The organism is Anoxybacillus sp. EFIL (assembly GCF_013096955.1).
Lineage (GTDB): Bacteria > Bacillota > Bacilli > Bacillales > Anoxybacillaceae > Anoxybacillus > Anoxybacillus ayderensis.
Genome location: NZ_SDLH01000008.1, coordinates 61398 through 86712, shown reverse-complemented (window position 1 = coordinate 86712; position 25315 = coordinate 61398). Strand labels below are relative to the sequence as shown.

25 protein-coding genes, 1 other RNA gene, 1 pseudogene and 1 riboswitch are annotated in these 25315 nt (G+C 40.0%); of the genes and pseudogenes, 5 read left to right on the top strand and 22 right to left on the bottom strand.

Going from position 1 to position 25315, the window contains the following annotated elements; genetic code table 11:
• Positions 1 to 18 precede the first annotated feature (18 nt).
• The 7 genes from ES017_RS12065 to ES017_RS12035 all read right to left on the bottom strand — a co-directional run bounded on the left by ES017_RS12065 (position 19) and on the right by ES017_RS12035 (position 7674).
• Positions 19 to 1530 (bottom strand): carboxypeptidase M32, encoded by a 1512-nt coding sequence (locus tag ES017_RS12065; RefSeq protein ID WP_171335138.1) that lies wholly within the window; start codon positions 1528 to 1530, stop codon positions 19 to 21.
• 52 nt (positions 1531 to 1582) lie between these two features.
• Complete coding sequence (locus ES017_RS12060; protein WP_171335137.1) at positions 1583 to 3511, bottom strand: ATP-dependent DNA helicase; 1929 nt, start codon at positions 3509 to 3511, stop codon at positions 1583 to 1585.
• A gap of 96 nt (positions 3512 to 3607) precedes the next feature.
• Positions 3608 to 4759 (bottom strand): THUMP domain-containing class I SAM-dependent RNA methyltransferase, encoded by a 1152-nt coding sequence (locus ES017_RS12055; RefSeq protein ID WP_171335135.1) that lies wholly within the window; start codon positions 4757 to 4759, stop codon positions 3608 to 3610.
• A gap of 13 nt (positions 4760 to 4772) precedes the next feature.
• Positions 4773 to 6500 carry a putative bifunctional diguanylate cyclase/phosphodiesterase gene (locus ES017_RS12050; RefSeq protein WP_171335133.1) on the bottom strand — a complete coding sequence of 576 codons (1728 nt, stop codon included), beginning with the start codon at positions 6498 to 6500 and terminating at the stop codon, positions 4773 to 4775.
• Positions 6501 to 6561: 61 nt separating this feature from the next.
• Positions 6562 to 6952: RNase P RNA component class B (gene rnpB, locus ES017_RS12045), an RNA gene on the bottom strand.
• A 67-nt stretch (positions 6953 to 7019) separates the two neighbouring features.
• The gene (gene gpsB, locus ES017_RS12040) at positions 7020 to 7316 is read right to left on the bottom strand and encodes a cell division regulator GpsB (protein ID WP_021094091.1); all 297 of its coding nucleotides are present in this window, start codon (positions 7314 to 7316) and stop codon (positions 7020 to 7022) included.
• A 124-nt stretch (positions 7317 to 7440) separates the two neighbouring features.
• Positions 7441 to 7674, bottom strand: coding sequence for a CotD family spore coat protein (locus ES017_RS12035; RefSeq protein WP_021094092.1), 234 nt, complete (start codon positions 7672 to 7674; stop codon positions 7441 to 7443).
• A gap of 375 nt (positions 7675 to 8049) precedes the next feature.
• Between ES017_RS12035 and ES017_RS12030 the strand changes: the two genes are divergently transcribed.
• The 4 genes from ES017_RS12030 to ES017_RS12015 are packed head-to-tail and all read left to right on the top strand — an operon-like array spanning position 8050 to position 10429.
• On the top strand, positions 8050 to 9417 hold the full coding sequence (locus tag ES017_RS12030; RefSeq protein ID WP_171335132.1) for a globin-coupled sensor protein: 1368 nt from the start codon (positions 8050 to 8052) through the stop codon (positions 9415 to 9417).
• Positions 9418 to 9440: 23 nt separating this feature from the next.
• On the top strand, positions 9441 to 9770 hold the full coding sequence (locus ES017_RS12025) for a hypothetical protein (protein WP_042888431.1): 330 nt from the start codon (positions 9441 to 9443) through the stop codon (positions 9768 to 9770).
• A 28-nt stretch (positions 9771 to 9798) separates the two neighbouring features.
• Positions 9799 to 10143: an ATP-binding protein gene (locus ES017_RS12020; RefSeq protein ID WP_253263395.1), complete on the top strand. Its 345-nt coding sequence runs from the start codon at positions 9799 to 9801 to the stop codon at positions 10141 to 10143.
• Entirely contained in the window at positions 10136 to 10429 is a 294-nt protein-coding gene (locus ES017_RS12015; RefSeq protein WP_042888430.1) for an STAS domain-containing protein, read from the top strand. The genes ES017_RS12020 and ES017_RS12015 overlap by 8 nt, the downstream gene beginning before the upstream one ends.
• An 18-nt stretch (positions 10430 to 10447) precedes the next feature.
• Here ES017_RS12015 and ES017_RS12010 read toward each other — a convergent pair whose 3' ends face one another.
• The 4 genes from ES017_RS12010 to thiM form a co-directional block, all read right to left on the bottom strand.
• The gene (locus ES017_RS12010; RefSeq protein ID WP_171335128.1) at positions 10448 to 11584 is read right to left on the bottom strand and encodes a fused response regulator/phosphatase; all 1137 of its coding nucleotides are present in this window, start codon (positions 11582 to 11584) and stop codon (positions 10448 to 10450) included.
• A gap of 96 nt (positions 11585 to 11680) precedes the next feature.
• Entirely contained in the window at positions 11681 to 12442 is a 762-nt protein-coding gene (locus ES017_RS12005) for an enoyl-CoA hydratase (protein WP_171335126.1), read from the bottom strand.
• An 86-nt stretch (positions 12443 to 12528) separates the two neighbouring features.
• Complete coding sequence (gene thiE / locus ES017_RS12000; protein WP_021094100.1) at positions 12529 to 13182, bottom strand: thiamine phosphate synthase; 654 nt, start codon at positions 13180 to 13182, stop codon at positions 12529 to 12531.
• A gap of 1 nt (position 13183) precedes the next feature.
• Entirely contained in the window at positions 13184 to 13975 is a 792-nt protein-coding gene (thiM, locus tag ES017_RS11995; RefSeq protein ID WP_171335125.1) for a hydroxyethylthiazole kinase, read from the bottom strand.
• A gap of 60 nt (positions 13976 to 14035) precedes the next feature.
• Positions 14036 to 14151, bottom strand: a riboswitch (TPP riboswitch).
• Positions 14152 to 14208: 57 nt separating this feature from the next.
• Between thiM and ES017_RS11990 the strand changes: the two are divergent.
• A pseudogene (locus ES017_RS11990) lies at positions 14209 to 14451 on the top strand (hydroxylamine reductase); the annotation flags it as partial.
• A 30-nt stretch (positions 14452 to 14481) separates the two neighbouring features.
• Here ES017_RS11990 and ES017_RS11985 read toward each other — a convergent pair.
• The 11 genes from ES017_RS11985 to ES017_RS11935 all read right to left on the bottom strand — a co-directional run bounded on the left by ES017_RS11985 (position 14482) and on the right by ES017_RS11935 (position 25302).
• A complete protein-coding gene (locus tag ES017_RS11985; RefSeq protein WP_171335123.1) occupies positions 14482 to 15009 on the bottom strand; it encodes a thermonuclease family protein in 528 nt (175 codons plus the stop codon).
• On the bottom strand, positions 15006 to 15632 hold the full coding sequence (locus tag ES017_RS11980) for a histidine phosphatase family protein (protein ID WP_021094103.1): 627 nt from the start codon (positions 15630 to 15632) through the stop codon (positions 15006 to 15008). The genes ES017_RS11985 and ES017_RS11980 overlap by 4 nt, the downstream gene beginning before the upstream one ends.
• Before the next feature lie 51 nt (positions 15633 to 15683).
• Complete coding sequence (locus ES017_RS11975; protein ID WP_171335122.1) at positions 15684 to 16385, bottom strand: ABC transporter ATP-binding protein; 702 nt, start codon at positions 16383 to 16385, stop codon at positions 15684 to 15686.
• The gene (locus tag ES017_RS11970; RefSeq protein ID WP_171335120.1) at positions 16378 to 17187 is read right to left on the bottom strand and encodes an ABC transporter permease; all 810 of its coding nucleotides are present in this window, start codon (positions 17185 to 17187) and stop codon (positions 16378 to 16380) included. Before ES017_RS11970 ends, ES017_RS11975 begins: the two co-directional genes overlap by 8 nt.
• Entirely contained in the window at positions 17184 to 17633 is a 450-nt protein-coding gene (locus ES017_RS11965) for a nitrous oxide reductase accessory protein NosL (RefSeq protein WP_171335119.1), read from the bottom strand. The genes ES017_RS11970 and ES017_RS11965 overlap by 4 nt, the downstream gene beginning before the upstream one ends.
• A complete protein-coding gene (locus tag ES017_RS11960) occupies positions 17617 to 18948 on the bottom strand; it encodes a right-handed parallel beta-helix repeat-containing protein (protein ID WP_171335118.1) in 1332 nt (443 codons plus the stop codon). Before ES017_RS11960 ends, ES017_RS11965 begins: the two co-directional genes overlap by 17 nt.
• Before the next feature lie 98 nt (positions 18949 to 19046).
• Entirely contained in the window at positions 19047 to 20975 is a 1929-nt protein-coding gene (locus ES017_RS11955; protein WP_035062953.1) for a putative bifunctional diguanylate cyclase/phosphodiesterase, read from the bottom strand.
• 109 nt (positions 20976 to 21084) lie between these two features.
• Entirely contained in the window at positions 21085 to 23145 is a 2061-nt protein-coding gene (locus tag ES017_RS11950) for a heavy metal translocating P-type ATPase (protein WP_171335116.1), read from the bottom strand.
• Between the two features lie 12 nt (positions 23146 to 23157).
• Positions 23158 to 23463: an ArsR/SmtB family transcription factor gene (locus tag ES017_RS11945; protein ID WP_021094110.1), complete on the bottom strand. Its 306-nt coding sequence runs from the start codon at positions 23461 to 23463 to the stop codon at positions 23158 to 23160.
• Between the two features lie 87 nt (positions 23464 to 23550).
• A complete protein-coding gene (locus ES017_RS11940; RefSeq protein ID WP_021094111.1) occupies positions 23551 to 24270 on the bottom strand; it encodes an exonuclease domain-containing protein in 720 nt (239 codons plus the stop codon).
• Between the two features lie 3 nt (positions 24271 to 24273).
• A complete protein-coding gene (locus ES017_RS11935; RefSeq protein ID WP_042894858.1) occupies positions 24274 to 25302 on the bottom strand; it encodes a DUF294 nucleotidyltransferase-like domain-containing protein in 1029 nt (342 codons plus the stop codon).
• Positions 25303 to 25315: the final 13 nt, after the last annotated feature.

The following is a 25315-nucleotide window of genomic DNA, read 5'->3' as shown; positions in this document are numbered from 1 at the left end:
GGGCACTCGCCCGGTTTTTTATAATCGATAAATATGTTTATATTTTTCTTCTAAGTAATGGATTAAGTAGGTCGGATTTAGACCTTCCCCGGTTACTTCATGTAAAATATCGAGCGGTTTTTTCGTTTTTCCGAATTGGTGAACATGCTTTGTAAGCCATTCTCGAATACGAACAAGTTCCCCATTTTCAAGCAACTGATCAAATCGTAGCTCTTTCTCCATTGTGTGTTTAAACTGTGCCGCGTACATATATCCAAGCGCATATGATGGAAAATAGCCGAAACTTCCTCCAGCCCAATGCACATCTTGAAGAACTCCTTCCGCATCACGCTCTGGACGAATACCTAAATACGCTTCATATTTTTCGTTCCAAATATATGGTAAATCTTTCACTTCAATGGCGTCATCAAACAACGCTTTTTCCATTTCATATCGAACGATAATGTGTAATGGATACGTCAGCTCATCAGCTTCAATGCGAATAAGAGACGGTTTCGACTCGTTAATCGCACGATAAAAATCGTCTAACGAAACATGTGAGAAGTGCGGAGCATATTGTTGTAATAAGCTATAATATCGTTTCCAAAATGAATAATGACGAGCAATAAAGTTTTCATAAAATAGCGATTGTGATTCATGAATCCCCATTGACGTTCCGTCGTACAATGGCGTCCCTGCGAGTTCTTTAGAAATATGTTGTTCATAAAGGGCATGACCGCATTCGTGAATTGTACCGAATACAGCTGTTCGGAAATCATTTTCGTCATATTTCGTTGTAATTCGGACGTCCCCATCATTTAATGTGATGGCAAAAGGATGCACAGTTTCATCTAGCCGCCCTGCATCAAAGTCGTAACCTAGCTCTTTTAAAAGCGCTAAACTAAATGCTCGTTGCTTTTCTTTCGGAAATGGTTGAAATAAAAAGCTCGTGTCCGGTTTGTGACGGGACTCGCGAATTTGTTGAACAAGCGGAACAATATGATCACGTAATTTTGAAAACACATCATCTAATAAATCGACTGTTACACCCGGTTCATATAAATCTAATAGCGTATTATATGGGTGTCCGTTTGTTCCCCAATATGTAACGAAACGTTTTGTAAAGTCAACAAGCTGTTTTAAATACGGTTCAAAAAGGGAAAAATCAGATTTTGCTTTCGCTTCTTCCCATACACTTTCCGCTTTGGATTGCAAAATGACAAATTGTTTATATTCATCCGCAGGAATTTTTTTATTGCGTTCATACTCTTTTTGACATTCTGCTAACGTATAACGGGTAACAGGCGATAATTGTTCTTGTACCGACTTAGCGGAAAGTTCCGCAATATATGCGGCCATTTGCTCTGAAGTCGACATGCGAAACACTTCTTGTGACAACATGCCGATCACTTCAGAACGTTGGTCAACCCCTTTTCTCGGTGCCCCTGTACGCAAATCCCAATACATAAGGGAAATGGCTTCTTTATATGCCATCATTTTTTTGACGTATTGTCGAAATTGCTTTTCTACTTCTTGAATATTTGTTTTCATCTTCTTCCCTCCATTCTGTATTTGTTATTCTACAATACTTACCATGATTCCTTTATTTTTGTTGTACATCTGTCGGTAATACACGTTTGATCGCCTCGATCACTTGCATCGGTTCATCATCTGTTACAAAAATACATACGATTCCTCGATCATCTCGTTGACGAATAAGGCGCCCGACCCCTTGTCGCAGTCGTAAAATCATATACGGAACATCGACTTCCCAAAACGGATTGTCCGTTTCCTTTCGCTTCGCCTGAAAAACAGGGTCATTTGGAGGGTAAGGAAGCGCCCAAATAATCACGTTGCTTAATGAAGGACCTGGAATATCTAATCCTTCCCATAAATGTTGGGCACATAAAATCGTTTCTTCTTCGTTTTGAAAACGAGAAACAAGCTCGCTAATTTCTTGATCCCCTTCAAATAAGAAAGTAAACTGTTCTTCACGTTGGGCGCGAGCTTTAAATTCATTCAATTGTTCACGCGTTGGGAACAATACGAGAGCACGCCCATTCGTTTCGCGTATTTTTTCTAAGGCATACGCATATTTTTCTTCAAATATACGTTCGCTCTTTTCAAATATTGGCATGTAAATTTTCATTTGTTCATCGTAGTCAAATGGGGAATCGACATGAAACGATATATATTCGTCGATTCCTAGACTTTTTGCCATATAATCAAATGATTTTTCATTAGATAGTGTGGCAGACGAAAAAATAAATGGCATACGTTTAGAAAATACTTTTTCACGCAACACCTCTTGTACCGTTCTTGGCATAATGACAAGCGTATTGCCATCTAGCGACGATTCAAGCCATGTAATTGCATCTCGGTTGTGAATAAATAAGTGTAAGGAGTGATGAATTTGATCTAGGTACTCATCCACAACTTTTAATTGATACTGGTCAATTGTGTACGTCTCACTTTCAAAGACGAGTTCATCGCCAATTTGCTCAACTTTTGTTTGTAAAGTTTGTGCAAGTTGCAAAAGAGATGGAGTAAACGTTAATTCTTGACGATTCGATCCCGGCACAGCTTTCGCGTGATTCATTAATTCATCAAAAAAACGTACACTAAGTTCTAATGTATCTTCAATTAAATAAGCTAATTGTTCACGAATATCATTTTCTAATAAACGAGAAAGCAACGTCTCTAACGTCGTTTCTTTCATACGATACGTTAACGCTTTTTGGGCGGCAAACTCTAATAAATGCCCTTCGTCAAAAATGACACAGCTCGCTTCAGGCAAAAGTGGGAGCTGTCCCTCACGTTTCCGCGCTTCATACGTCCAAATATGTTCCATGTAAAAATCGTGCGAACAAATAATTAAATCCGCTGCTTTCCGATAATGATCGCGCGATAACGTTTGACCACAACGATGGCGTTTTTCGCACGCTAAACAGTCTTGAAACGGATCCCAAGCAATTTTTGACCATTGTTCATCACTTAAATGAGCGTAATCTTTCCGATCACCGTAATGATAAAACGTTTGAAGTGGAGCATGATCATGAACAAATGGAGGCAATTCATCAAAAATTTGCTCGTACAATTCCTCTTCTTCCATCATTAATACTTCGTCCAATTTGTTTAAACATAAATATTGATCGGGCGATTTGGCTAATCGAACATCAATATCCATGTTTAAGACGCGCGAAATTTTCGCGATATCTCCTTCTTTTTTTACAAGCTGTTCAATTAACGTTTCATCTGCGCAAGCAATAATCGCAGGCTTTCCGATATAACGTGCATAGCAAATAGCATAAAGTAAATATACGATCGTTTTTCCTGTTCCTACACCGGCTTCAGCAAACATCACTTTTTTCTCTTTAAATGCTCGCTCAAGTTGAAATGCCATAAAAATTTGTTCATCGCGCAATTCAAACCCAGCTTCAGGTAAAATGTCGTAAAAAACGTCCCCAATCCATTCGTTCAATTTATCAAAAAAGTTTTCGTTTTTGCTTAATGTAAACGGATATTTGCTCATATTTTTTAGCCCCTCCATCAATTTAAACGAAGTACACAAACATTAATTATCGATCAAAAAAAGAAAGAAGTCAATGAAGTTGAAAAGAAAAAGCTGTCAGCGAGACAGCTTTTCATACGAACGTGGCGGACGAGGTCCCCAAAATTGGTAATATTGTGTTTCAATAAAACCGTTGAACAATTTCCGTCGTTTTGTTGCTCGTCGACCATACAATTGCTCAAATTGGCGGTGAGATGTTAACATATAAATCGACCACGTATCGAGAGCTGCAAATGTTTTTCCCATTTCTCGATACAATTGTTCCACTTCTTCTTTTTCCCCTAATCGCTCACTATAAGGCGGGTTGCCGACGATGACGCCGTATTCATCTTTCGTCCGAAAATCTTTTACTTGCATTTGTTTAAATGTAATTAAATCTGCTAATCCAGCCTCTTGTGCATTTATTTTCGCCATATCGACCATGCGATGATCAATATCAAATCCAACAATATGCAACGGTTGGTCATAACGCGCTACATCTTCCGCCTCTTCTCTCGCTTCGTCCCATAAGCGAGATGGGATCCAATTCCATTGCTCACATACAAACTCGCGATTAAATCCCGGTGCGATATTTTGTCCAATTAACGCTGCTTCAATTGCGATCGTTCCCGATCCACAAAACGGATCAACAAACGGACGATCTGGCGTCCAATTCGTTAATTGAACGAGCGCTGCCGCTAATGTTTCCTTTAATGGCGCTTCCCCTTGTTTGACTCGATACCCTCTTTTATGCAATCCCGCTCCACTCGTATCGATCGTTAATGTAGCGATGTCTTTATGTAAAGCTACTTCAATACGAAATAATGCACCTGTTTCCTCAAACCAAGAAATACGATAATGTTGTTTTAAATGTTCAACAATCGCTTTTTTTACGATTGCTTGACAATCAGATACGCTAAACAATTTTGATTTGACCGATTTTCCGACGACAGGGAATTGGGCATCGATCGGTAAAAATTGCGCCCACGGTAACGCTTTTGTTTGTTCAAACAACTCATCAAACGTTGTCGCCGAAAATTCGCCCACTTTGATTTTTACACGATCGGCTGTGCGAAGCCATAAGTTCGTGCGACAAATCGCTCGCTCATCTGCAACAAATGTCACTTTCCCATTTTCTACTTCACAGTCATAGCCGAGCGCGCGCACTTCGTCTGCAACGATCGCTTCAAGTCCCATCGCCGCAGTAGCAATGAATGTCATTTGTCCCATATGTTTTCACCTTTCATCCATGTATAGCATCCCATTCCTGAATAAATAGTTGCACTTCATCTATTTGCATCGGCTTGGCGATGTAATATCCTTGTGCCATATCACATTGCTGTTCGTTTAAAAACTCATATTGTTGCCCCGTCTCAACTCCTTCCGCGACAACAGACAAATGCAAGTGATGTGCCATCATAATAATTGTTGATACGATCGTCGCATCATCGCTATATAAAGATAGGCGACGAATAAACGATTGATCAATTTTTAAAATGTCGATCGGAAAGCGATGTAAATAACTTAATGAAGAAAAACCTGTCCCAAAGTCATCAATGGCTAGTTTAAAGCCGCATTGTTTAAGCCGTACAAGTTTTTGAACGGACTCTTCAGCATTTGGCATAATCGTACTTTCCGTCAGTTCTAATTTAAAAAAGCGTGGATGCACATCGTTTTCTTTCACAATCGTCGATAATTGCTCGACGAAATCGTCTTGTTGAAAATGTACAGCAGAAATATTTATTCCTATTTTCATATGTGGGGCGAATGGATGAATCGCCTTGATATGTATGCACGCTTGTTCAAACAGCCACTTCGTCATCGGAACAATAAGCCCCGTTTCTTCTGCAAGTGGAATAAATTGCGCCGGCGAAACGAATCCGATGTTTGGTTGCTTCCAACGCATCAACGCCTCGAGTGATTCAATTTTTTTCGTCTTCATATTCACGATCGGCTGATAGCAAATGAATAACTCATTTCGTTCCATCGCTTTTCGTAAATAATTTTCTAACGTCACAACTTCGCTTTGATAGTCCAACTTAGCCGTATATAACTCAAAGCGATTTCGTCCGCTTTCTTTCGCTTTTTGCATCGCGCGATCCGCTCGGCGTAACAACGTCTCTCCATCATCCCCATCGTTTGGGTACATGCTGATCCCAATGCTTGCTGAAATGTATACGTCTTTTCCATTCAGCATAAATGGAGCTTGGAGTGCTTCAATCATTTGTTCTGCGATTGTTATTGCTTCTTGCACATCTTTTAGTTTAGGCAAAATGACGACAAATTCGTCCCCACCAATGCGGGCAAGCGTATCTTTCGTGCGCAATAACTTTTTTAAACGATTTGCTACTTTTTTTAACAATACGTCTCCGCTATAATGACCGAGTTCATCATTAATATATTTAAATCGATCCAAATCGAGAAACAAAATTGCTAATTGCTGATTGTAACGCCGAGCTACATCAAGTAAATGTTGCAGACGTTTCGCAAATAATTGGCGATTTGGAACGTTTGTTAATAAATCATAATTTGATAACCGCGCTAATTGCTCCATCGTTCGCTTATGTTGCGTCACATCTGAAAAAATCGCCACATAATGCGTTGGAGTTCCCGTCGCGTCATAGACCGCTTTAATCGTTAGCCATTCGACAAACAGTTCGCCGTTTTTTCGTTTATTCCAAATTTCCCCTTTCCAAACACCATGATCGCGTAACGTTTCCCACATGTTTTCATAAAACTTCCGATCGTGTAAACCGGAACGGAGAATGTTCGGTTTTTTCCCTAACACTTCTTCTTGTGTATAACCCGTCACTGTTTCAAACGCGGGATTTGCTAATAAAATACGCCCTTGCCCATCCGTCACAATGATCCCTTCGTCTGCTTCTTGAATAATCGTATGGGCAATAGATAAAAATGTATCTGTTTCAAACAACGATGACAACTTTTTGTTCACATCAGACTCTCCCCTCATATTTCCCCGAAAAACAAAAACTCCCCTAGCGTTATGCAGGAGAGTCATGCCATGAACCATGTTCTGTAAGCCATGTTCTGTTCCGTCGTACTGCAAACGGCTTGCGCCTCGTACTTCGGCGGTAATCATCTATCTACAGGCTCACGCCTGTCCTTCTCTCCGTTCATTTCCTTCGAGAAGGTGCCCCTACCATCATTTGGGTTTCTCGCTCGTGGGGTTTACCGCGTTCCACTCTTGCCGTTTCCAGCAAGACTACGTCACTGTGGCACTTTAAAGGTAATCGAGCCATATCCGTTAGGGACGTAGGCTCTTTCCCTGCCGTCAGCCCAGCTGATCGCCAGACTGCCCTAGCTTATGCATTCGCTAGGCACGAACACTACGGGCATCTCAGCACCGTGCGAGCATGGACTTTCCTCTACGATGCATACGCATCGCAGCGATTACCCGAACATGATTCATGTAAGCATATGTTAGTATATCCGAAACGATAAGCCAAATCAATAGAAAAGGTTGGATCATTTATTCGTAAAGTTTGTTACCAAAAACATGTTTTTCTAAATTAGAAAGACGTTGTAAAATATCAAAATTCGTCGTTCCTGATTGAGATGGCTGACGTTTTTGCGCCTCCTGCAATTGGCTTTTTAGGCGTGTATTTTCTTGTTGTAATTGTTCAATCATTTGATGAAATGTTTCATAGTCTTTAATAACTAAATCAAGAAAGCGATCCACTTCATCTTGATTATATCCACGCATGCTTATTTTAAACTCTTTTTCAAGAATGTCTTTTGCTGTTAAGTTGATGCGATCCGAAAGCACGTTTGCTCACCTCAATTATCCATGTCTACACCTATTCTTTCAAAAAAAGCAGTCGTTGTCAATTTCTCATTTTCACAAACTTCGTCTTTTTTTCGACAAAAAACCGAAGGCGAATTGCCTTCGGTTAAAATGGTCGTGGGAACGGACCAGGACCTGGACAAACAACATGTTGGTGTGATACATCGTTCACAACAGATTGAGTGTGCGGAAAATAATGTTGATGCTGGAACATATGGTGATTCACATATGTCGTATGCGACGGATGAATGTGCGGCACAATCGTTGTTTGCATTTGATGTTGTGTACAACATTTTGTTGGATGAACGATCGGCGGCATCATATTTGGACGACAATGCATATTTCATAACCCCTTTCGCATTAAAGTTTGTTACACTTCTAGCGTATGTACGAAGGGGTATACATGTACTGATAGAAATACCCATTTTACATGAACGTATAAATGTTATGCTTCATATGGGCAAAAATAACGACTGTAGCTCCGATTAAAACAAAAAATAAATATAAAATTTTTTTGCTCATCGCTTCTCTCTCCGCAGTTCATATTGTTCACAAATATACATTCTACTTCATTCTTTTTCATTCGACAAGCAGGGAAAACTTTGTCATTTTTTGCGCTTCCCTCGGAAATAACATAAAAATTTTCCTTCTTATTTTTGTGGCACATGATATAATATTTTAGGGGATTTTTTTATAAATAAATGGAGGGAAAACGATGTCAAAATGTCCATTTCACGCCCTTTTCAATGAATCTGGGGCCATTCAACTATTCCGAAAAAAGCATCAAAAAGAAAAAGAAGATGCAACTCTTCACTTCTCTACACCTTCACATGTTACGACATATTACCGCCAACTTCTTTCAAGCGATCGAAAACAGCAAGTCTCTTTCGTCGGATTAACGGAAGAAGATGTACAACAACTTGCTTCGATTCGCCCACTTTTCGCTAAACATGTCGAACGAATTGTCAATGCGTTTTACGATCAAGTTGGACAAATGCCTCATTTAAAACGCATTATTGACAATCATTCGACGATCGACCGCTTAAAACAAACGTTGCGCGCTTATTTGATGGATATGGTATCTGGAGAGGTTGGCGAACAGTATGTCGTTCGTCGAAAAGTAATCGGCAACGTCCATAACCGTATTGGGTTATTTCCAGAATGGTATTTAGGCGCTTATACGATCATTCAAAATGAAGTGCTTCGCATATTGATGGAAGAATTGCCTCCGACAGAAGCAACGAACGTATATCATTCTTTCGCTAAACTTTGTTCATTAGATATGCAAATTGCTATTGAAACGTATATTGAGGCGTATACGTCTTCGATGATGAAATTAAACGAAATTGCAGAGCTACAACATCGGCTAACAGAATCATCTACAACGCTTGCGTCAAGCGCGGAAGAAACGACTGCTTCCATTTTTGAAGTACAAAAGAACGTGCAAGATATGTTAGATGAGGTCACAAACATCCAACATCAGTCCGTACAAATGACTGAACGGGTGGAAAAAGGAAAAGAAGATGTGAAGCAAACGTTAACAAAATTAGATGGTGTCGCGAAATTAATTGAAGGAACAAAGTCGTTGACGAATGAGCTAACAGATAGCTCGCGAAAAATCGGAGAAATCGTCAATGCGATTCGTAGCATTTCAAATCAAACAAACATTTTATCGTTAAATGCAAATATTGAAGCAGCGCGTGCTGGTGAACACGGAAAAGGATTTGCGGTCGTCGCAAATGAAGTGCGAAAGCTTGCAGCGCAAACCGAGCAATCGCTTGATTACATTCAAAATCATATTGATGTCGTACAACAAACGATTCGAAAGTTTGAACATGCGTTTCAACAAATTGTCGAGGAAACGCGCGCATTCCGTCAAGCGAACGAAAGCATTGTCCATATTTTCGATCAGTCCGTCACCGATGTGAAATCGACAAGTAAAAAAATTGATCAGTTTACTTCACTTATTACACAGTTTCATCAAATGTTTGATGAAATTTCATCAGCCGCATCACAAATTGCTGAAATGGCCGAACAGTTGAATGATTTAAATCAAGAGTTGACGGAAAAATTTAATTCGTAATAGTTAAATGGAGGAAGATGCCGATGAAACACCCACGGCTAAAATACGAGCAACGAACGTTTGTGCATATCGATGAAATGGCAGAAACATTACTTCATGAAGCAAATGAACAACTTGTGCGAATCGATATGGGACTTCTGCCAAACGATGTGCCATCACGAAATTATGCAAAGTTTCGTCTTATGCATTTACAACGTTCATTTGGAGAAAACGTTCCTCTTTCGTTTCGCTCAACATATAATTCTTTATGGAGTCAATTGTACCGTCTCGAGCATCAAGGTGATTATAAACATCCGTATATTCAACAACTTTTGATTCAGTTAAAAAGCAATGATTCAAGCTCAGCTAAATGAAACAAATTATAGCACGATGATCTCAGCGATGCTCGAGCAGTTAGATGATCGTATTCAACTAGACGACATGCAAAAATATACAGTCCAACTCATATTGTGGGAGCTTGTTTCAAATGTCATTCGCCACTCTACGAAAAAAGACGCAAACGTATATATCAGCTGGTCAGATGAAGCGATCATCATTGAAGTGATTGACGAAGGTGATGGGTTTGAATGGGAGAAACAACTAAACGTTCCCCCTCCTGATTTGACTCATCAAGGGGGACGCGGACTTTTCCTCATTCAACAACTCGCCACACATTTCTCATTTGACGAGAAAGGGAAGCGTGCAATCATAACGATTGCACAAAAAAAGGGGGGAAAATATGATTGACATTGTAACATATGATGATAAAATCGTTGTCTCGTTTCAGCAAGATATTAACTTTGAAACATCGCGCGTCATGGAAGAAATGATTCAATCGCGGCCGTGGGATACATCTCATTTACAAATTGACTTATCTGCTGTTCGGTTTATTGATAGCTCTGGCGTTCGGTTGCTTATTAGCTGGCTGTATCCGCTGAAAGATCGAATGCACATTGAAATGATCGGTGTTTCAACACCGATTAAGCATATATTATCAATTTGTCAATTGGATCAAATGGTAGATGTAAAATAGCGGTCTGTGAACAGACCGCTATTTTACATGAATGGAAACAAACGTAATATCGTCATTTCCTTTCGTATGTTGTGCTTGTTCATTGATCTTCTCTACCATTTGATCAAACGAATGAGCCATTTGCATCGTATGCGCAAGTTGATTGGCGCATTCTTCACCTAACACTTCGATTAGCCCATCTGTGTAAAGAATAAGATACGTATCATGTTGAAAAGAAATCGTCCCTTTTTTATATGGAGCGTTTGGTATAATACCGATTGGAATGCCTCCTTCTTTTAGAAACATGATTTTTTGATTGGTCATCAATATCGCCGAAGGATGTCCTGCATTCACATACTCCATCACTTTGTTTTTTACATCAATCGTTCCGTAAAAAGCTGTAAAATAATATTTCGTTTCTTTTCCGAACAATTGAAAGGCATGTCGATTTAATTCATGTACAACAGCAAGCGGTTCAGTCACTTTCGTCATTAATCCATGTAATAGCGAACGAATCGACATAGCAACGAGCGCGGATGCAACGCCATGACCCATAACATCAATCACGATAAAAGCATACATATGGGGGCGAACTTGCTGCCAAAAATACAAATCGCCAGACAGTTGTGAGGACGGAATATACGTCCCAACAAAATGAATATGTTCATTATTCATTCGCTCAGGGAGCAAACCTTCTTGAACGAGCCGAGCTAAGTGTAAGTCTTCGTTCATCTTTTTTTGCATCGCCCACATATGTCGATAACTTTCCATATATGCTTCGTTCGTTCGCTTCAGTTGATCCATCGTTTCTTTTTGGCGATACGCCAATTGAACACGAGCAATTAGTTCGACCATGGTAAACGGCTTACGAATGTAGTCAAACGCCCCCGCTGCAAACGCTTCCTCCAATTTTTGTTCTTCGTCATAACCGGTGACCATTAATACAGGAACGTGTTGTAATTGCTCATGTTTTTTAAAGCGCCGACACCATTCAATCCCGTCCGTTTTCGGCATACAAATATCCATTAAAATGACATCTACCTGTTGCGATAACATATATGCGTATGCCTCATCTGCATCTTCAAACGGATAAATTGAAATATTTTCAATATGCTCAAGCATCGCTTCAATCATTTCCAATGTCGGTCTATAATCATCAATAACAACTACTTTCATCTCCGGTCGCCCTTTTCGTCATATTTTTCTATATTTCATTTATACACGTCACAAGGCCGAAAAGGCTAGCACAAAGATGAAAGTTTTGCAAATTTTTTATTTTCCACGAAAATGCGGACGACGCTTTTCTAAAAAGGCGCGAATGCCCTCCGCATGATCTTCCGTTTGACGCATTTCTGCTTGATATGCTGTTTCCATTTGCAACGTGTTTAACAATTGTTCTTCGCTTAAATGAGCGTACAACTGCTTCGTTGCGATCATTGCAACAATCGGTTTCGCTAACCATTCATTCACTTTTTGCTGAATCGTCTGTTCATCACCAATTTCATCAATGAGTCCCACTTCATATGCTTCTTGTGCACTCATTACTTTTCCTTCCCATATCACTTGTTTTGATTTTACTTCTCCAATTTTCCGTTTTAAAAAGAAATGGCCTCCACCATCTGGAATTAATCCAATACCGATAAAATTCATTGCAACACGTGCTTGTTCATTTGCAATCACATGGTCGCAAGCGAGCGCTAAGCTAAATCCTAATCCTGCAGCAGCGCCATGCACATAACTGATCGTTAGTTTCGGCAATTGATACAGTGTGAGAGCAATTTGTTTAATCGTTTCCATCACTTCTATGAATGAATGTTCATTCGTTGACTGCAACATCGTTTTAATGTCTCCCCCTGCACAAAATCCCTTTCCTCGTCCACGAATGACGACAATATCCGCCTCGCTTTTTTCCACTTCTTTTAACGCTTGTAGCAACTCCGCTAACATTTGTTCGTTTAAAGCGTTCAACGCATTCGGACGATTCAATTCGATTGTTGCGACTCGCTCTTCATATGACAATACGATATGTTCCATTTTTCCCATCTCCCTCTTTCATATGTTCGTTTTTCTCTTTCGACGGATATAAATAAAATCCTGCATTAAAAATATAAAAGACGACATTAACTGCCGCCTTTTTGTTTTGCACACATCACGATCTCATATAGCCGCTTTGTTTGTTCCCGAATTTGTTCGGCACGGCAAATGGCCGAAATGACAGCGATTCCGTCTGCCCCCGCCTCAATGACTTGTTTTGCTGTTTGTTGTGTAATCCCACCGATTGCCACAAGCGGAACGTGTTTTTCATGTGCGCGAATGTGCTTAATCATTGCCAATCCACATGCTTGTTTTGCATCTTTTTTTGAAACAGTTGGGAAAATCGGACCTAAGCCAACATAATCGGCACGAGCAGAAAGCGCTTGTTTCACTTCATTCAAGTTGTGCACAGATACCCCTAAATAGCGATCCCCTATTCGATCACGAACACGTTCAGCTGCCTCGTCTTCTTGTCCGACATGAACCCCATCTGCCTGTAAGGCAAGCGCTAAATCAACATCATCATTTACAATAAAAGGAATGTTGTGAGCAAGACATCGCTCAAACAATTTCTCAGCTAAACGATATTTTTCAACTCCTGTCAGTGCCCCTTTTCCTTTTTCCCGAAACTGAAACATCGTAATGCCACCTTCGATCGCTTCATCAAGCACGGCGAGTGGATCTTTCGTACAATCGACGCTCCCCATCACAAAGTATAAAGATAGTTTTTGTTTCATCATTTTATTCCCCTCGAATGTGTGCGTATTCATCTACTTCTTCTGCGCTCGTTTCGTATAAAGCATTCAGAAATGCAAGCTGAAAAGAACCAGGTGCTTGCGCTTGTTTGGCTGCTTTTTCAGCTGCTACACCGTAATAAGCGAGCGCAGCGACAGATGATTCTACCATGTTTTCTCCTACACTAGCAAATGCGCCTAATACTGCACTTAATAAGCAACCTGTCCCGGTTACTTTTGTCAACATCGCATCGCCGTTTGAAACGATCGTTACGTGTTCTCCATCTGTCACTATATCATTTTTCCCAGTTACAACGACTACACAGTGAAACATACGTGCTACTTTTTTAGCGACGTGCACGAGATCACCTTGAACGTCTCCTGCATCTACCCCTTTTGTACGTACTTGTTCTCCAGCAACGCTTGCGATTTCTGATGCATTTCCACGCAAAATAGAAATGTTTACTTCATTCAATATACGTCTTGCTGTTTCCGTGCGATACGCTGTCGCTCCCGCCCCAACGGGATCAAAAACAACAGGGACGTTTGCTTCATTTGCCGCTTTTCCAGCAATCAACATCGCTTCTACGTCTGTTTCATTTAATGTGCCGATATTCAATACAAGCGCACGTGCCAAGCGCACCATATCAGCTACTTCTTCTTTAGCATACGCCATGACAGGAGATGCGCCTATCGCAAGTAAACCGTTAGCAACAAAATTGGTCACCACCACATTTGTCATATTATGTACAAGTGGTGACTCCTTTCTCACGCGCGTTAACCATTGTCCAACATTCATCGTTCATTCCCCCCTATAAAAAATAAAAACTAGTCGGAAAGAATCGACTAGTTTACATTGACAAAACATAGCCTACTTCCCTCCGCTGGTACAAACCAGATCAGGTTCAAAGGGTCGGAAAACTGATTGCGCGTTTTCCTCTCAGCCATCGCCATCCGGCACCCCTAGTAGTGTGACTCATTTAATTTTCTTTCATTTTAATACATTTTTTCTCATTATTCAATATAGAACAACTTGCAGAAGCGTTTGGCTGTGAAGTGAATGAACTGCCTGTTAGCATCGTCCTTTCATGGTTTGAACAAAAAGCAGTTGCCATCTTACTCGGATTGTTTAGTTTAGGCATTCAAGACATTCGAATTGGACCGAAAGCACCACACTTCATTTCGGAAGGTGTGTTAAGCGTCCTACAAGATATGTTCGGTCTCAAACTTATCCGCGATGTAGAAGAAGATATGCAAGCCATGTTAGCACATTAAAAGGGCTGTTTCATCCAGCCCTTTTCCCATTTACGAAGCTTGATCTAACCATACGCTCATATTAAATCCTTCTTCTGTTACGTATCCATCCACACTCCAAATGCGCTTTTTCGCTTTTTTTGCTTCCCCTTGTGCTTTATACAATTTTTTTGCATATTTTACATCCGGCTCAAACACATAAGCAACACGTGCCAGCCCTTCTTGTACAATTTTTTCTTGATACAAAGTTCCATCCTCCAACCATATGTACGCAAGCAATCGACCGTAGCGATCATACGGTTGTTCTTTCGCACTTAATTCGACCGTCACTTTTTTGTGAAGAAGGACATCTTTAGCAAATTGCTTTGCTTCTTCACCATACGCCTGTTTTTCGCGATACGTTTCTGGCGTGTCAATGTTTAATAGACGAACCGTTACAATCTCTCCATCTTTTTTTATTTTAATTGTATCCCCATCAACAACATATTGTACTGTCGTAACAAACGTCGTTCCTTTATTTTGCTGTACACAACCGTGAATAAGGAAAATGAATACAAAAAGAACAAACCATTTTTTCATCCTCGTATCATCTCACCTTCAAGGTGCGAAATATTTGACTCACATTCCAAAGTCCACTGTTTTCCATCGAACGAAACGATAGTCACACTCGTACCATATACGCGGCTATTTTCCCATAACTGTGCGAGCGGTTGCTGTTTCCAATATACAAGGAGCGTACGAATAACGACGCCATGTGTCACGACAAGAATATGACCTTCTGAATGAGTATCAGCAATATGCTGAATGGCAGCGACAGCTCGACGTTGCACATCAAGAAACGTTTCTCCAACGATCGGATTGTATGCATGTGGTTCATGATAAAAATAATAATGATTTCGTTCATCTGTTTGAGCAATTTCGGCAATCGTTTTTCCTTCCCAATGACCTAAATGAATTTCACGTAAGCGTTCATCGAAATACATTGGTACGTCACGTTGTCCTAAAACAATTTGAGCCGTTTCTTTTGTTCGATCGCTCGGGCTACAATACAGAGCCGTAAACGGGACAGTACGTAAGCGTTCCTGTAAAAGTGTCGCATGTTTTCTTCCTGTTTCAGTTAAAGATGAATCTTTCCATCCTTGCATGCGTTGTTGTGCATTCCACTCTGTTTCTGCATGACGAATGACGTATAATTTTAACATGTTACATTCCCCCTCCAAACGAAAAAAAGTAAGCTATGTTCGCTTACTTTTTCAGTATGCCATATGTTGTGAAAGTTGTGCAAAAAATATAGACTCTAACGATTGCCCATCTTGGCAAAGTGTAGAAACCGAATCATATACGAGCATTTGTCCTTGATGAATAAACGCAACAGCATCTGCAATTTCTTCCACGATCGACAACATATGTGTCGAAAAAAGAATGGCTTTTCCCTTTTCTTTTTCAATCTGAATGAGTCGTTTAAATTCCCATACCCAATACGGATCTAAACCGTTTGTTGGCTCGTCTAAAATAAGCAATGGCGCGTCTGCTAAAAGCGCTTGCGCAAATGCAAGACGTTGTTGCATTCCTTTTGAATATGTCTTTACTTGCTTATGTTGATCGTTCGTCAACCCAACAAGCTGTAAACATTGTTCGACACGCTCAGCTGTTGCTCCTTGCCATCGTCCGAACAAAGATAACACTTCGTAACCCGTTAAAAGCAGAGGAAATTGCAAATGATCGGGCATAAAGGAAAACCATTTTTTCTCATCTTTTTTTACTTGTTTTCCGTTTACACATATGTCTCCTTTTGTCGGAGTGAGTTGTCCAATTAACATTTTAATAATTGTACTTTTCCCAGCACCGTTACCACCGCATAACGCCAAACATTGTCCTGGCTGAACAGAAAATGAAATGTTTTCTACTTTGTTTTGTTCATTGTATATTTTCGTTAATTGTCTCACCTCAAGCATGACGTTTCCCTCGTTTCATCCATACGTTCGCTAAAAATAATGGCACAATGATCCATACGCATGCGATCGCCACAAATGACAGTTGTCCACTTGTGCTTTCTGCCCATTTTGACCATTCGTATAGTTGCGGTCCAAATAGAGCGCTACTTTTCATCGCCGTTATCGTCCAAACACGCATCAGTTCAACTGGATTACAAATAACAGATAACCCGAATAGTAGGATGGTAAACTGTTTTGGCACAAGCGATAATAATGCCAATGTGAGAAATTCATAAAATAAAACGAAAAATGCCCAAATAAACAGGCTGACACCGAGCGCTTGTAAACGATTAGAAGCAACAAGTCCAATGAATAAAGCGATCGCTAAAAAAATGCTCGTTAATACGATCGTTAATGCAAATGAAAGGAAAAAAAATGTCGACCACGTTCCTCCTGTTGTAAAAAGGACAACACTTGCACTTCCATATCCGAAAGCAATCACTGTCCATAATGATATACAACTACCGGCATATAATCCGAACGTTAACGAACGAGGGGAGATCGGGTATGTTAATATAAGCGATAACCGACCGTCTTCTTTTTCCCCTGCGATAAATAAACTACCTGCTAATAGGGCAACAAGAGGAACAAGTAAAAGAGATAAATTTAATAAAGCCGCCGTCGAACGTGTAAATACTCCCGCTATTTCGTGTCCGCTACTCGCAATTACGGTTGATGATAAAATCGCAAATAAAATCGCAAAGCTCATGAGCCATTTGCTACGAATCATCATCATCCATTGGTACTTCATCGCCGTATTCATCGTTCAAATCCCCACCGGTGTTGTTTTAGTTGCTCATACGTCCATAACTGTCCTTCCCCTTCTTGTTCCATGTACGCTTTCGCATGTTGCTCATTCGCAAATGAAACGACCCCGTAGTTCATCGGCGTCCAATAATTTGGATGATAAGCATAAACCGCTTTCTCGAGCTCAACCCATTCACCATTTGTCACATCGCGAACATATAACTTAGCTATGTCATCGTTGTTTTGCTTACGCATCCACTCAATCATGCAACCAATATCGTCAAATTTATGCACCGTTCCATCTTTCAAAATCGCTTCCGTTGCATACTGCTCCGCTACGATACTCATATTGCAAACAACGCATACATCAATATCCGGATTAATGTCTTCCGGTTCATACGTTTTCTCTCCACTACATGCAACAAGGAAGCATGCAAATAAAAGACTAGCAATTTTTTTCATATTTCATTCTCCTTCCATATACAAACATAAACAAACTGCTTACTAATAAGATGCTTCCAAACAACAATAGTCTCCATGATCGTTCGTTTGTTTCGTTTTTATTGTAATCGACTTCCATAAACGGAAAACGGTCTTCTCCTTGCGCCTGTGCTTGTGTAAAAAATGACTCCGTTGTATCAAGAAGCGCTAGCGCAGGACTTTGAAAATAAAATTGCACGCTTGGCCATTGTCGTAACAGTCGACTATACATCGAACGAATACGATGCGGGGCATCCCCAATTCCATCATCGTTCAAGTCGTAAAACCGGTAAGTATCCCAATAGTTCCCTTTTTCCCCATCATCAAATGCAATGGGCGCACCTTGAATCAATGCGTCTTCCATATTTCCTAAAAATTTATTTTCAACAACAATCGTATTGTCATTTTCATATAAACTATGCAGAGCACGATAATTTCCAATGAATTCATTTGCTTTTATAGTACAATGACGTCCGTTTTGTAATGATAACGCTGTGCTATTATAAAGTAACGTATTGTTATGCATCACAACATGTTCACTATCATAAATGAGCGCTCCGTATCCACGGTAGTCTAATTGTTTGGCAATCGTATTTTGTTCGATCGTAAATCGTTTTGACATCATCATCATGATTCCATTAATATTTTCCATCAGCACGTTCTCTTTTGCTATTCCATCCTCTGCATACATAAAATGAATCGCATAGCGCGCATTTGTTACTTTATTTTTCTCGATCGTCGTATGTTCAGCTCCATCCAAATACACGCCATCTTGCACACGCGAAATATCATTTTGACGTATAACGACATGTTTTGTCTTCAATAAGTGAATGCCGTTGCCACGTTGAGCAAAGTGAACATCTCGACCACGCATAACATTGTTTACGAGATGAATATTTGTTCCTTTTTCTACGTAAACACCATAATGCACATCTTCAATACGTACGTTTTTCAACGTCACATGTGAACTTTCTTTAATTTGTACACCTGCTCCTTTCCCGTATGCACTTCTACGAATCGTGAGCCCTTCTATGTAAACATGGGGTGCACGAATAGTTACGACATATTCACTTCCATCCCCATCAACTACCGCTCCGGGCTCAGCAATCAAATGAATCGGCTTATGAATAATAATCGGACCTTCGTATACTCCACGTTTGACGACTAATACATCACCGGCATGCGCTTCATCAATGGCCTGTTGCAACTGTTTATGTACTTCAATCGTTTGTCCATATGCAGTTTCTGCAAACAAAAGTGTAACGATCGGTATAAGCAAAAAAAATAAGCTACGCATGTCTATTCATTCCTCGTTCTTATCATTTATACATCTACACTAATGTAAATTTGTGAAGAAAAAAGAAAATATATGTGAACAAAACGTGAAAAGAGGCACTAATGAAGCGCCTCTTTCGATTGATTATGCTGTTCAAGCCATTGTAGTAACTTCTCCGCTTCTAACGATTGACTAAAATAAAACCCTTGCGCAAAATCACAATCCATTTTTTGTAACAAAGATACTTGATCGTCGCGTTCTACCCCTTCGGCAAGTACTTGTAAATCTAAACTTTTCGCTAAATGAATAATCGTATCAACGATTGTAGCATCTTTTGAATTATCCGTGATGTCACGAATGAATGAGCGGTCGATTTTTAATAATGAAACGGGTAAGTTGCGAATGTAAGCAAGCGATGAAAAACCGGTACCGAAATCGTCAATTGCTACTTGAATTCCGATCTGTTTTAACTCTGTTAAAATATGTCTCCCGGTCTCGATATTTTCCATTAGTCCACTTTCTGTGATTTCTAAAATTAAATAGTTTGGTGGAAACTGTGTATCTTGCAAAATATTTTTTACATGCATCACAAATTCTTTTCGATTCAGTAAAAATGGTGATAAGTTCACCGCGAGCTTTAGCGTCGGAAAATGGGTTTGCCATTGTTTTACTTGTCGACACGCTTCTTTTAACACCCATGTTGTAATTTCAAAAATAAATCCATTTTTCTCTGCGATCGGAATAAACTCTAGTGGTGAGATCGCTCCAAGCGTTGGATGCGTCCAGCGCATGAGCGCCTCAACTCCCATAATCGCTTCATTATCTAGCGACACTTTCGGTTGGTAACATAAATAAAATTGATTGTTTAACAACGCAATCGGTAGCTCTTGTTCAATCATTGTTTTTCGATTTTGCTGAGGATGGTAAAAATGATAACCTTTCCCTCTCTCTTTTGCGTAACAGAGCGCTTGATCCGCTTGTTTTAACAGTGTGTCTAAATCCATACCGTCTTGCGGAAAAAACGTCACCCCAACAGAAAGGCTAGATTGAATGACATGCTCTTTATATCGGAATGGTTCTACAAACGATTGAAGCAAATGTTCCAGCCGCGTAACAATCGTTTCTTTATTCACATCGTGTAGCACGATTGCAAACTCATCGCCACCGATGCGAGCAAAAAAGTCTTCTTGTTGCAAATGTTGCTGAATGCGACGAACAGCTTCTTGCAAAAAGAAGTCTCCAGCCTGATACGAAAAGCGATCGTTAATCCATTTAATTTTGTCAAAATCAATATAACATAATGCAAACGGTCGCTTTTGTTGAATCATATGTTGTACATACGATTCAAAATAAAAGCGATTCGGAATGTCGGTTAACGAATCGAAATGTTTTAATTTCGCAAGTGCTTCCTCGCAACATTTCCACTTTGTAATATCTTTTGCAACAACAATGACGTGTTCAATTTCATTTTTTTCATTTAACAACGGGTGGGCATGCATATGAATCCATATAAAATGCCCTTCATCCGTCCGCCAACGACAGTCAATTGTCGTCTCTTTTTCTTTTGTCGCATAAATCGTATGTAACTTTTCCATCAAAAGCGGTATGTCTTCATGATGAACAAAAGAAAATAATTCATGGCTACACACTTCTTCTGTGCACTTCAACACATATTGAGCCGTCGGCGAAACGTACGTAATCTCGCCTTCTGCTGATAAAATAAACGTAAATTCAGATGCAAGTGAAGCGATCGAAGAAGTAAGACGCATATCGATAAACGGTTCATATTGATATGTCGCAACAACCGCCTGTAAGTTTCCTTCTTTGTTATATAAAGCTGTTGCTTGTACATATACATCGTTTTGTCCATTTTTTTGTTTTATGACGGCATACGAAACCGTGCGCCCATTTTCAGCTTCTTGTATAAACTTTTCTAACAGCCCGCGATCAACCTCACGATGATAAAAATGTTGAAAAAAATGTTCATCTGCTCCTAAAATTTTTCCATTTGGGGCAATGACAGCGATTGCTTGCATCATCTTATTCATCCTCTTTGTTGTTAAAGTTCTATCTTCATTTTCACTAAAAACGGTGAAAAAATCAACAACGTTTCTAATATTTCTGAATAATATCCTTTTTTTAGAAAAGCGCACAATCTTACCTTGTGCGCTTCTCCCATAAAATCAATAAGCTTAGTACACTAACAAAAATCGTTGCACCCATATCGGATAAAATCGCGATCCATAACGTTAGCCAACCTGGAATGGTTAATAGTAGCGCCATCGCTTTTAATCCGAGTGCTACTGCAATATTTAAACGAATCGTGCGATTCACTCGTCGAGCGATAGCGATCGCTTCTGGCAAATTCCCTAGATGATCTTGCATCAAAACAACATCCGCTGTTTCGATTGCGCTATCTGTTCCTTTCCCCATAGCAATTCCGACATGCGCATGAGCAAGTGCTGGCGCATCGTTCATTCCATCCCCTACCATTGCTACGATATCGTCTTTCATTAACTGTTTTATTTTTTCCACTTTTTGTTCAGGAACAAGCTGGGCGAATACGTCTGTCACTCCTACTTGCTTTGCTACTTGTTGCGCGGTTTTCTCGTGGTCTCCCGTTAACATCACTGTACGACGAATACCGATACGATGTAGCTGTTTCATCACTTCTTTGCTCTCTTCACGCACTTCATCAGCAATACCGAATAAGCCGAGTACATGTTGTTCATCCGCTAGAAAAACGATCGTCTTACCTTCACTTTTTAACTTTTCCGCATCTTTTTGAATTTGTTCGGACAAATCCTGTTGGTCAAACATTCGTTCATTTCCAATACGATAACGCTTCCCATCTATTTTCCCTTCTATTCCACTTCCTGTTCTCGTCTCCATTTGTTCTGGCTGTTTATATGAAATATCATGCTGCTTTGCTTTTTGGACAATCGCTTGTGCGAGTGGATGGGAAGACGCACTTTCTAACGATGCAGCAATACGAAGCAGTTCATTTTCGTCAATATATGCAATGACATCCGTGACATGCGGTTTTCCTTTTGTAATTGTCCCTGTTTTATCAAAAGCAATCGTACGTACACGTCCGAGCGTCTCTAAATGAACGCCCCCTTTCACTAACACTCCTTTTCTCGCATTACGCGCCATACCAGCTAACAATGCGATCGGTGAAGATAAAATAAGGGCGCACGGACAACCGACAATTAAAACGGCTAAACCTTGATATAAGGCATCGTGCCAAGGTACCCCAAACGATAAAGGTGGAATCGTCATCACGAATAACGCAACAACCATAATGAATGGCGTATAGTATTTGGCAAAACGTTGGATGAACAATTCAAGCGGTGTTTTTGTTTCTTGTGCTTCTTGTACGAGATGTAATATTTTGGATAAAGAACTATCTTTATATTGTTTTGTAATTTGGACGTGTAACATCCCTTCGTTATTTACACTTCCGCCATACACACTCATTCCTGTCTCCTTTTCGATCGGCATCGATTCACCTGTAATCGCTGCTTCGTTGACAGAACTTTTCCCTTGAATAACAACGCCGTCTGATGGAATTTTTTCACCGGGACGAACGAGCACAACATCTCCCACTTGTAACGAATCAATCGAAACGACACGCGTTTGCCCGTTACATATGACAATCGCTTCTTTTGGTACTTGTTTCAGCAACATATCAAGCGATCGCCGCGCCCGTTCCATGCCTAATCCTTCTAAATACTCATTTATACCAAATAAAATGGCAACAACCGTCGCTTCTTTCCATTCGCCAATGCCAAACGCTCCAATGAGTGCAATTGTCATTAACGTATCCATATTGAAACGAAAACGAACGATGTTTTTCAGCCCTTTGATAAACGTTTTATATCCACTGAGCGCTGTCGCAATGATATAAATGCTGACGACTTCGTTACCGGTAAATCGTTCAAGTAAAAAGGCCATGACAAAAAGGAAAATAGATGTGCCAACGAGATAAAGAAGAGGATTTCGTTTTCTTTGTGACTTCTCATCTTCTACCATATATGCCCCATCTGTCGCCAAAATCGCACGTACTTTTTCTAAATTCACGCGTTCATTCACACGTAATTTTCCGCTATTGTAGCTTAATGTTGCTCCTTCTCCATATGGAAGCGACTGAATTTGTTCTTCTAATGCTCGAGCGCAATTTGCGCATGTCAACCCTTTCACTTGATACTCCTTCACTTGACTCCCCCCCTAATGATCACGCGCATGACGTATCGTTTGTTCAAGAATGTGCAACACATGCTCATCGTCATACGAATAATATAACGTCGTGCCCTCTCTTCGATATTTCACAAGGCGTAAATTTTTTAAAAAACGGAGCTGATGAGATACGGTCGATTGTAAAAGTGACAATCGATTCGCGATCTCCGTTACTGAAAACTCACCAGATGAAAGTAAATGTAAAATACGAATACGTGTCGGGTCACTTAACGCTTTAAATGTTTGTGATACGATGAAAAGCGTTTCTTCATCTAACGGCTCATATAACTCTTTCACTCGTTCTCCCCTCTTTCAATATATGAATATATGTTCATATAAGTTAATGAAATTGTATAATTTTTCGTAAAAAAAGTCAACATTCGTTTATGAACGTTGACTAAGTAACGCATATAAATCATGTAGCGTGTCGATTTTCAACCGTTGCAAGTCTACAAAAACTCGCTTCCAAATCTCAAATAAACTCATCACATCTCCTTTCGCCGTATGACGATCAATAGGGGATAAATGGTAAAATGATAATGCATCATCGAGTGTTGGAAATGAATAGTGATATATACATTCCATTATTCTCCTCATTTCGATCGCTGTTTGCTGCAAAACGATCCGATAGTTTCGTGATAAAAATTCATTTAAAAATGCAACGTCGTGCTGAATATGATAACCGATTAAAATACTGCCATTTAAAAAAGAAAGGACATGATGAATCTCCTCTTCAAGCGAAGGCGCGCATACCACATCGTCATTTGTTATGCCTGTAAGTGCGACGACGTGCTCTGGAATCGGACGCTTTGGGCGAAAGTGAGAACAATACAAGTCAAACGCTTCACCTTTTTTTGTTTTTAAAGCCGCAAGTGAAAAAATTTCATCTCCTCTTTGAGGGGAAAAACCTGTCGTCTCTGTATCTAATAAAATAAACGTCACGTCAGAAAGCGGCGTTTCGAGCGAATACGTATGTTTCTTTGCTTCTTTCATCATTTTTCGAATCCATGCCTCTTGTTGAAAAGCTGGACCGACCGCTGTTGCTTGATCATACCGAAGGCCAAGCGATAATACGCGGTTAATCCATTGAAACGGTCGCTCCATCAATTACACCCACTTCCTTGCATGACGTTGCATTTTTTTTGCTACTATCATCGCTTTTTTTAATCGTTGTTTTTCTTCTTTTGATAAATGTTGGATCGACAAATCGCTCTCTTCTAACGAACATCGTAAGCGAAAATACAAAAACGTCTGAAGCGCTTTTTCGATACGTTCAAACTGCTGTTGCGAGCAGCCGTGTTCATCATACCAACGCGTTAACCGCTCAAATGTTGAATAAGCATGAACAAATTGTTTTTGAACAGCAACCCATTTCAACACATGATTGAGCTGAACATATCCTCCTTGTTTTATATCAATCATGCCGCTTTTCTCTCCCCAACGTTCGACGTACACCCGTCCAAAAGGTCCAATCGGCACAAAAGGAATACGAACGCTATCAATCATTCGATTGCGCAAAGAAAAAGTCGCCGCAATCTTTTTATATAATGTCGTTTTCAGCTGATTAGCAAGTGCATATTCCCCATAAATCGGACGCATATCAGCTAACATAGATAAATAGCGAATATCATCTATATGTTCGTTTGTTACATATTTTTCAACTTGTTCGTTCCATTCTTCAACTTCCTTTAACCATCTTTCGTTTGTCGCCATCACATAACCGGGACAATATGGATAACCGATTTTGTTTAAATAAAGAACGCCGAGGCGCGCATACTCACGCATATATACATAACAATCGTCTTTTTCGCTATGCAAGCATGAAAAAATCACACCGTTATCTTGATCAGTCCAAACGGTTGGTTCCTTTCGTCCGCTGCTTCCCATCACAAACCAACAAAAAGAAGAAGGTTTTTTGCCGATTCCTTGTCGATCAACTTCTCGTTCAGCTAACAACAACGCTTGTTTCATTAACGCATCGTGACACATACAAAGCGCATCGTATACATCAAATATATCGTAAAAAGAAAATGAAAAAGAAGAGAGGAGAAAAGCAACTTCATCATGAAGTTGCTTTAGTTGTGCTGTATCGCTACATTGTTCCGCCCGAGCGACAATTGAGTTCAAAGCATTCATACGATCACCATTT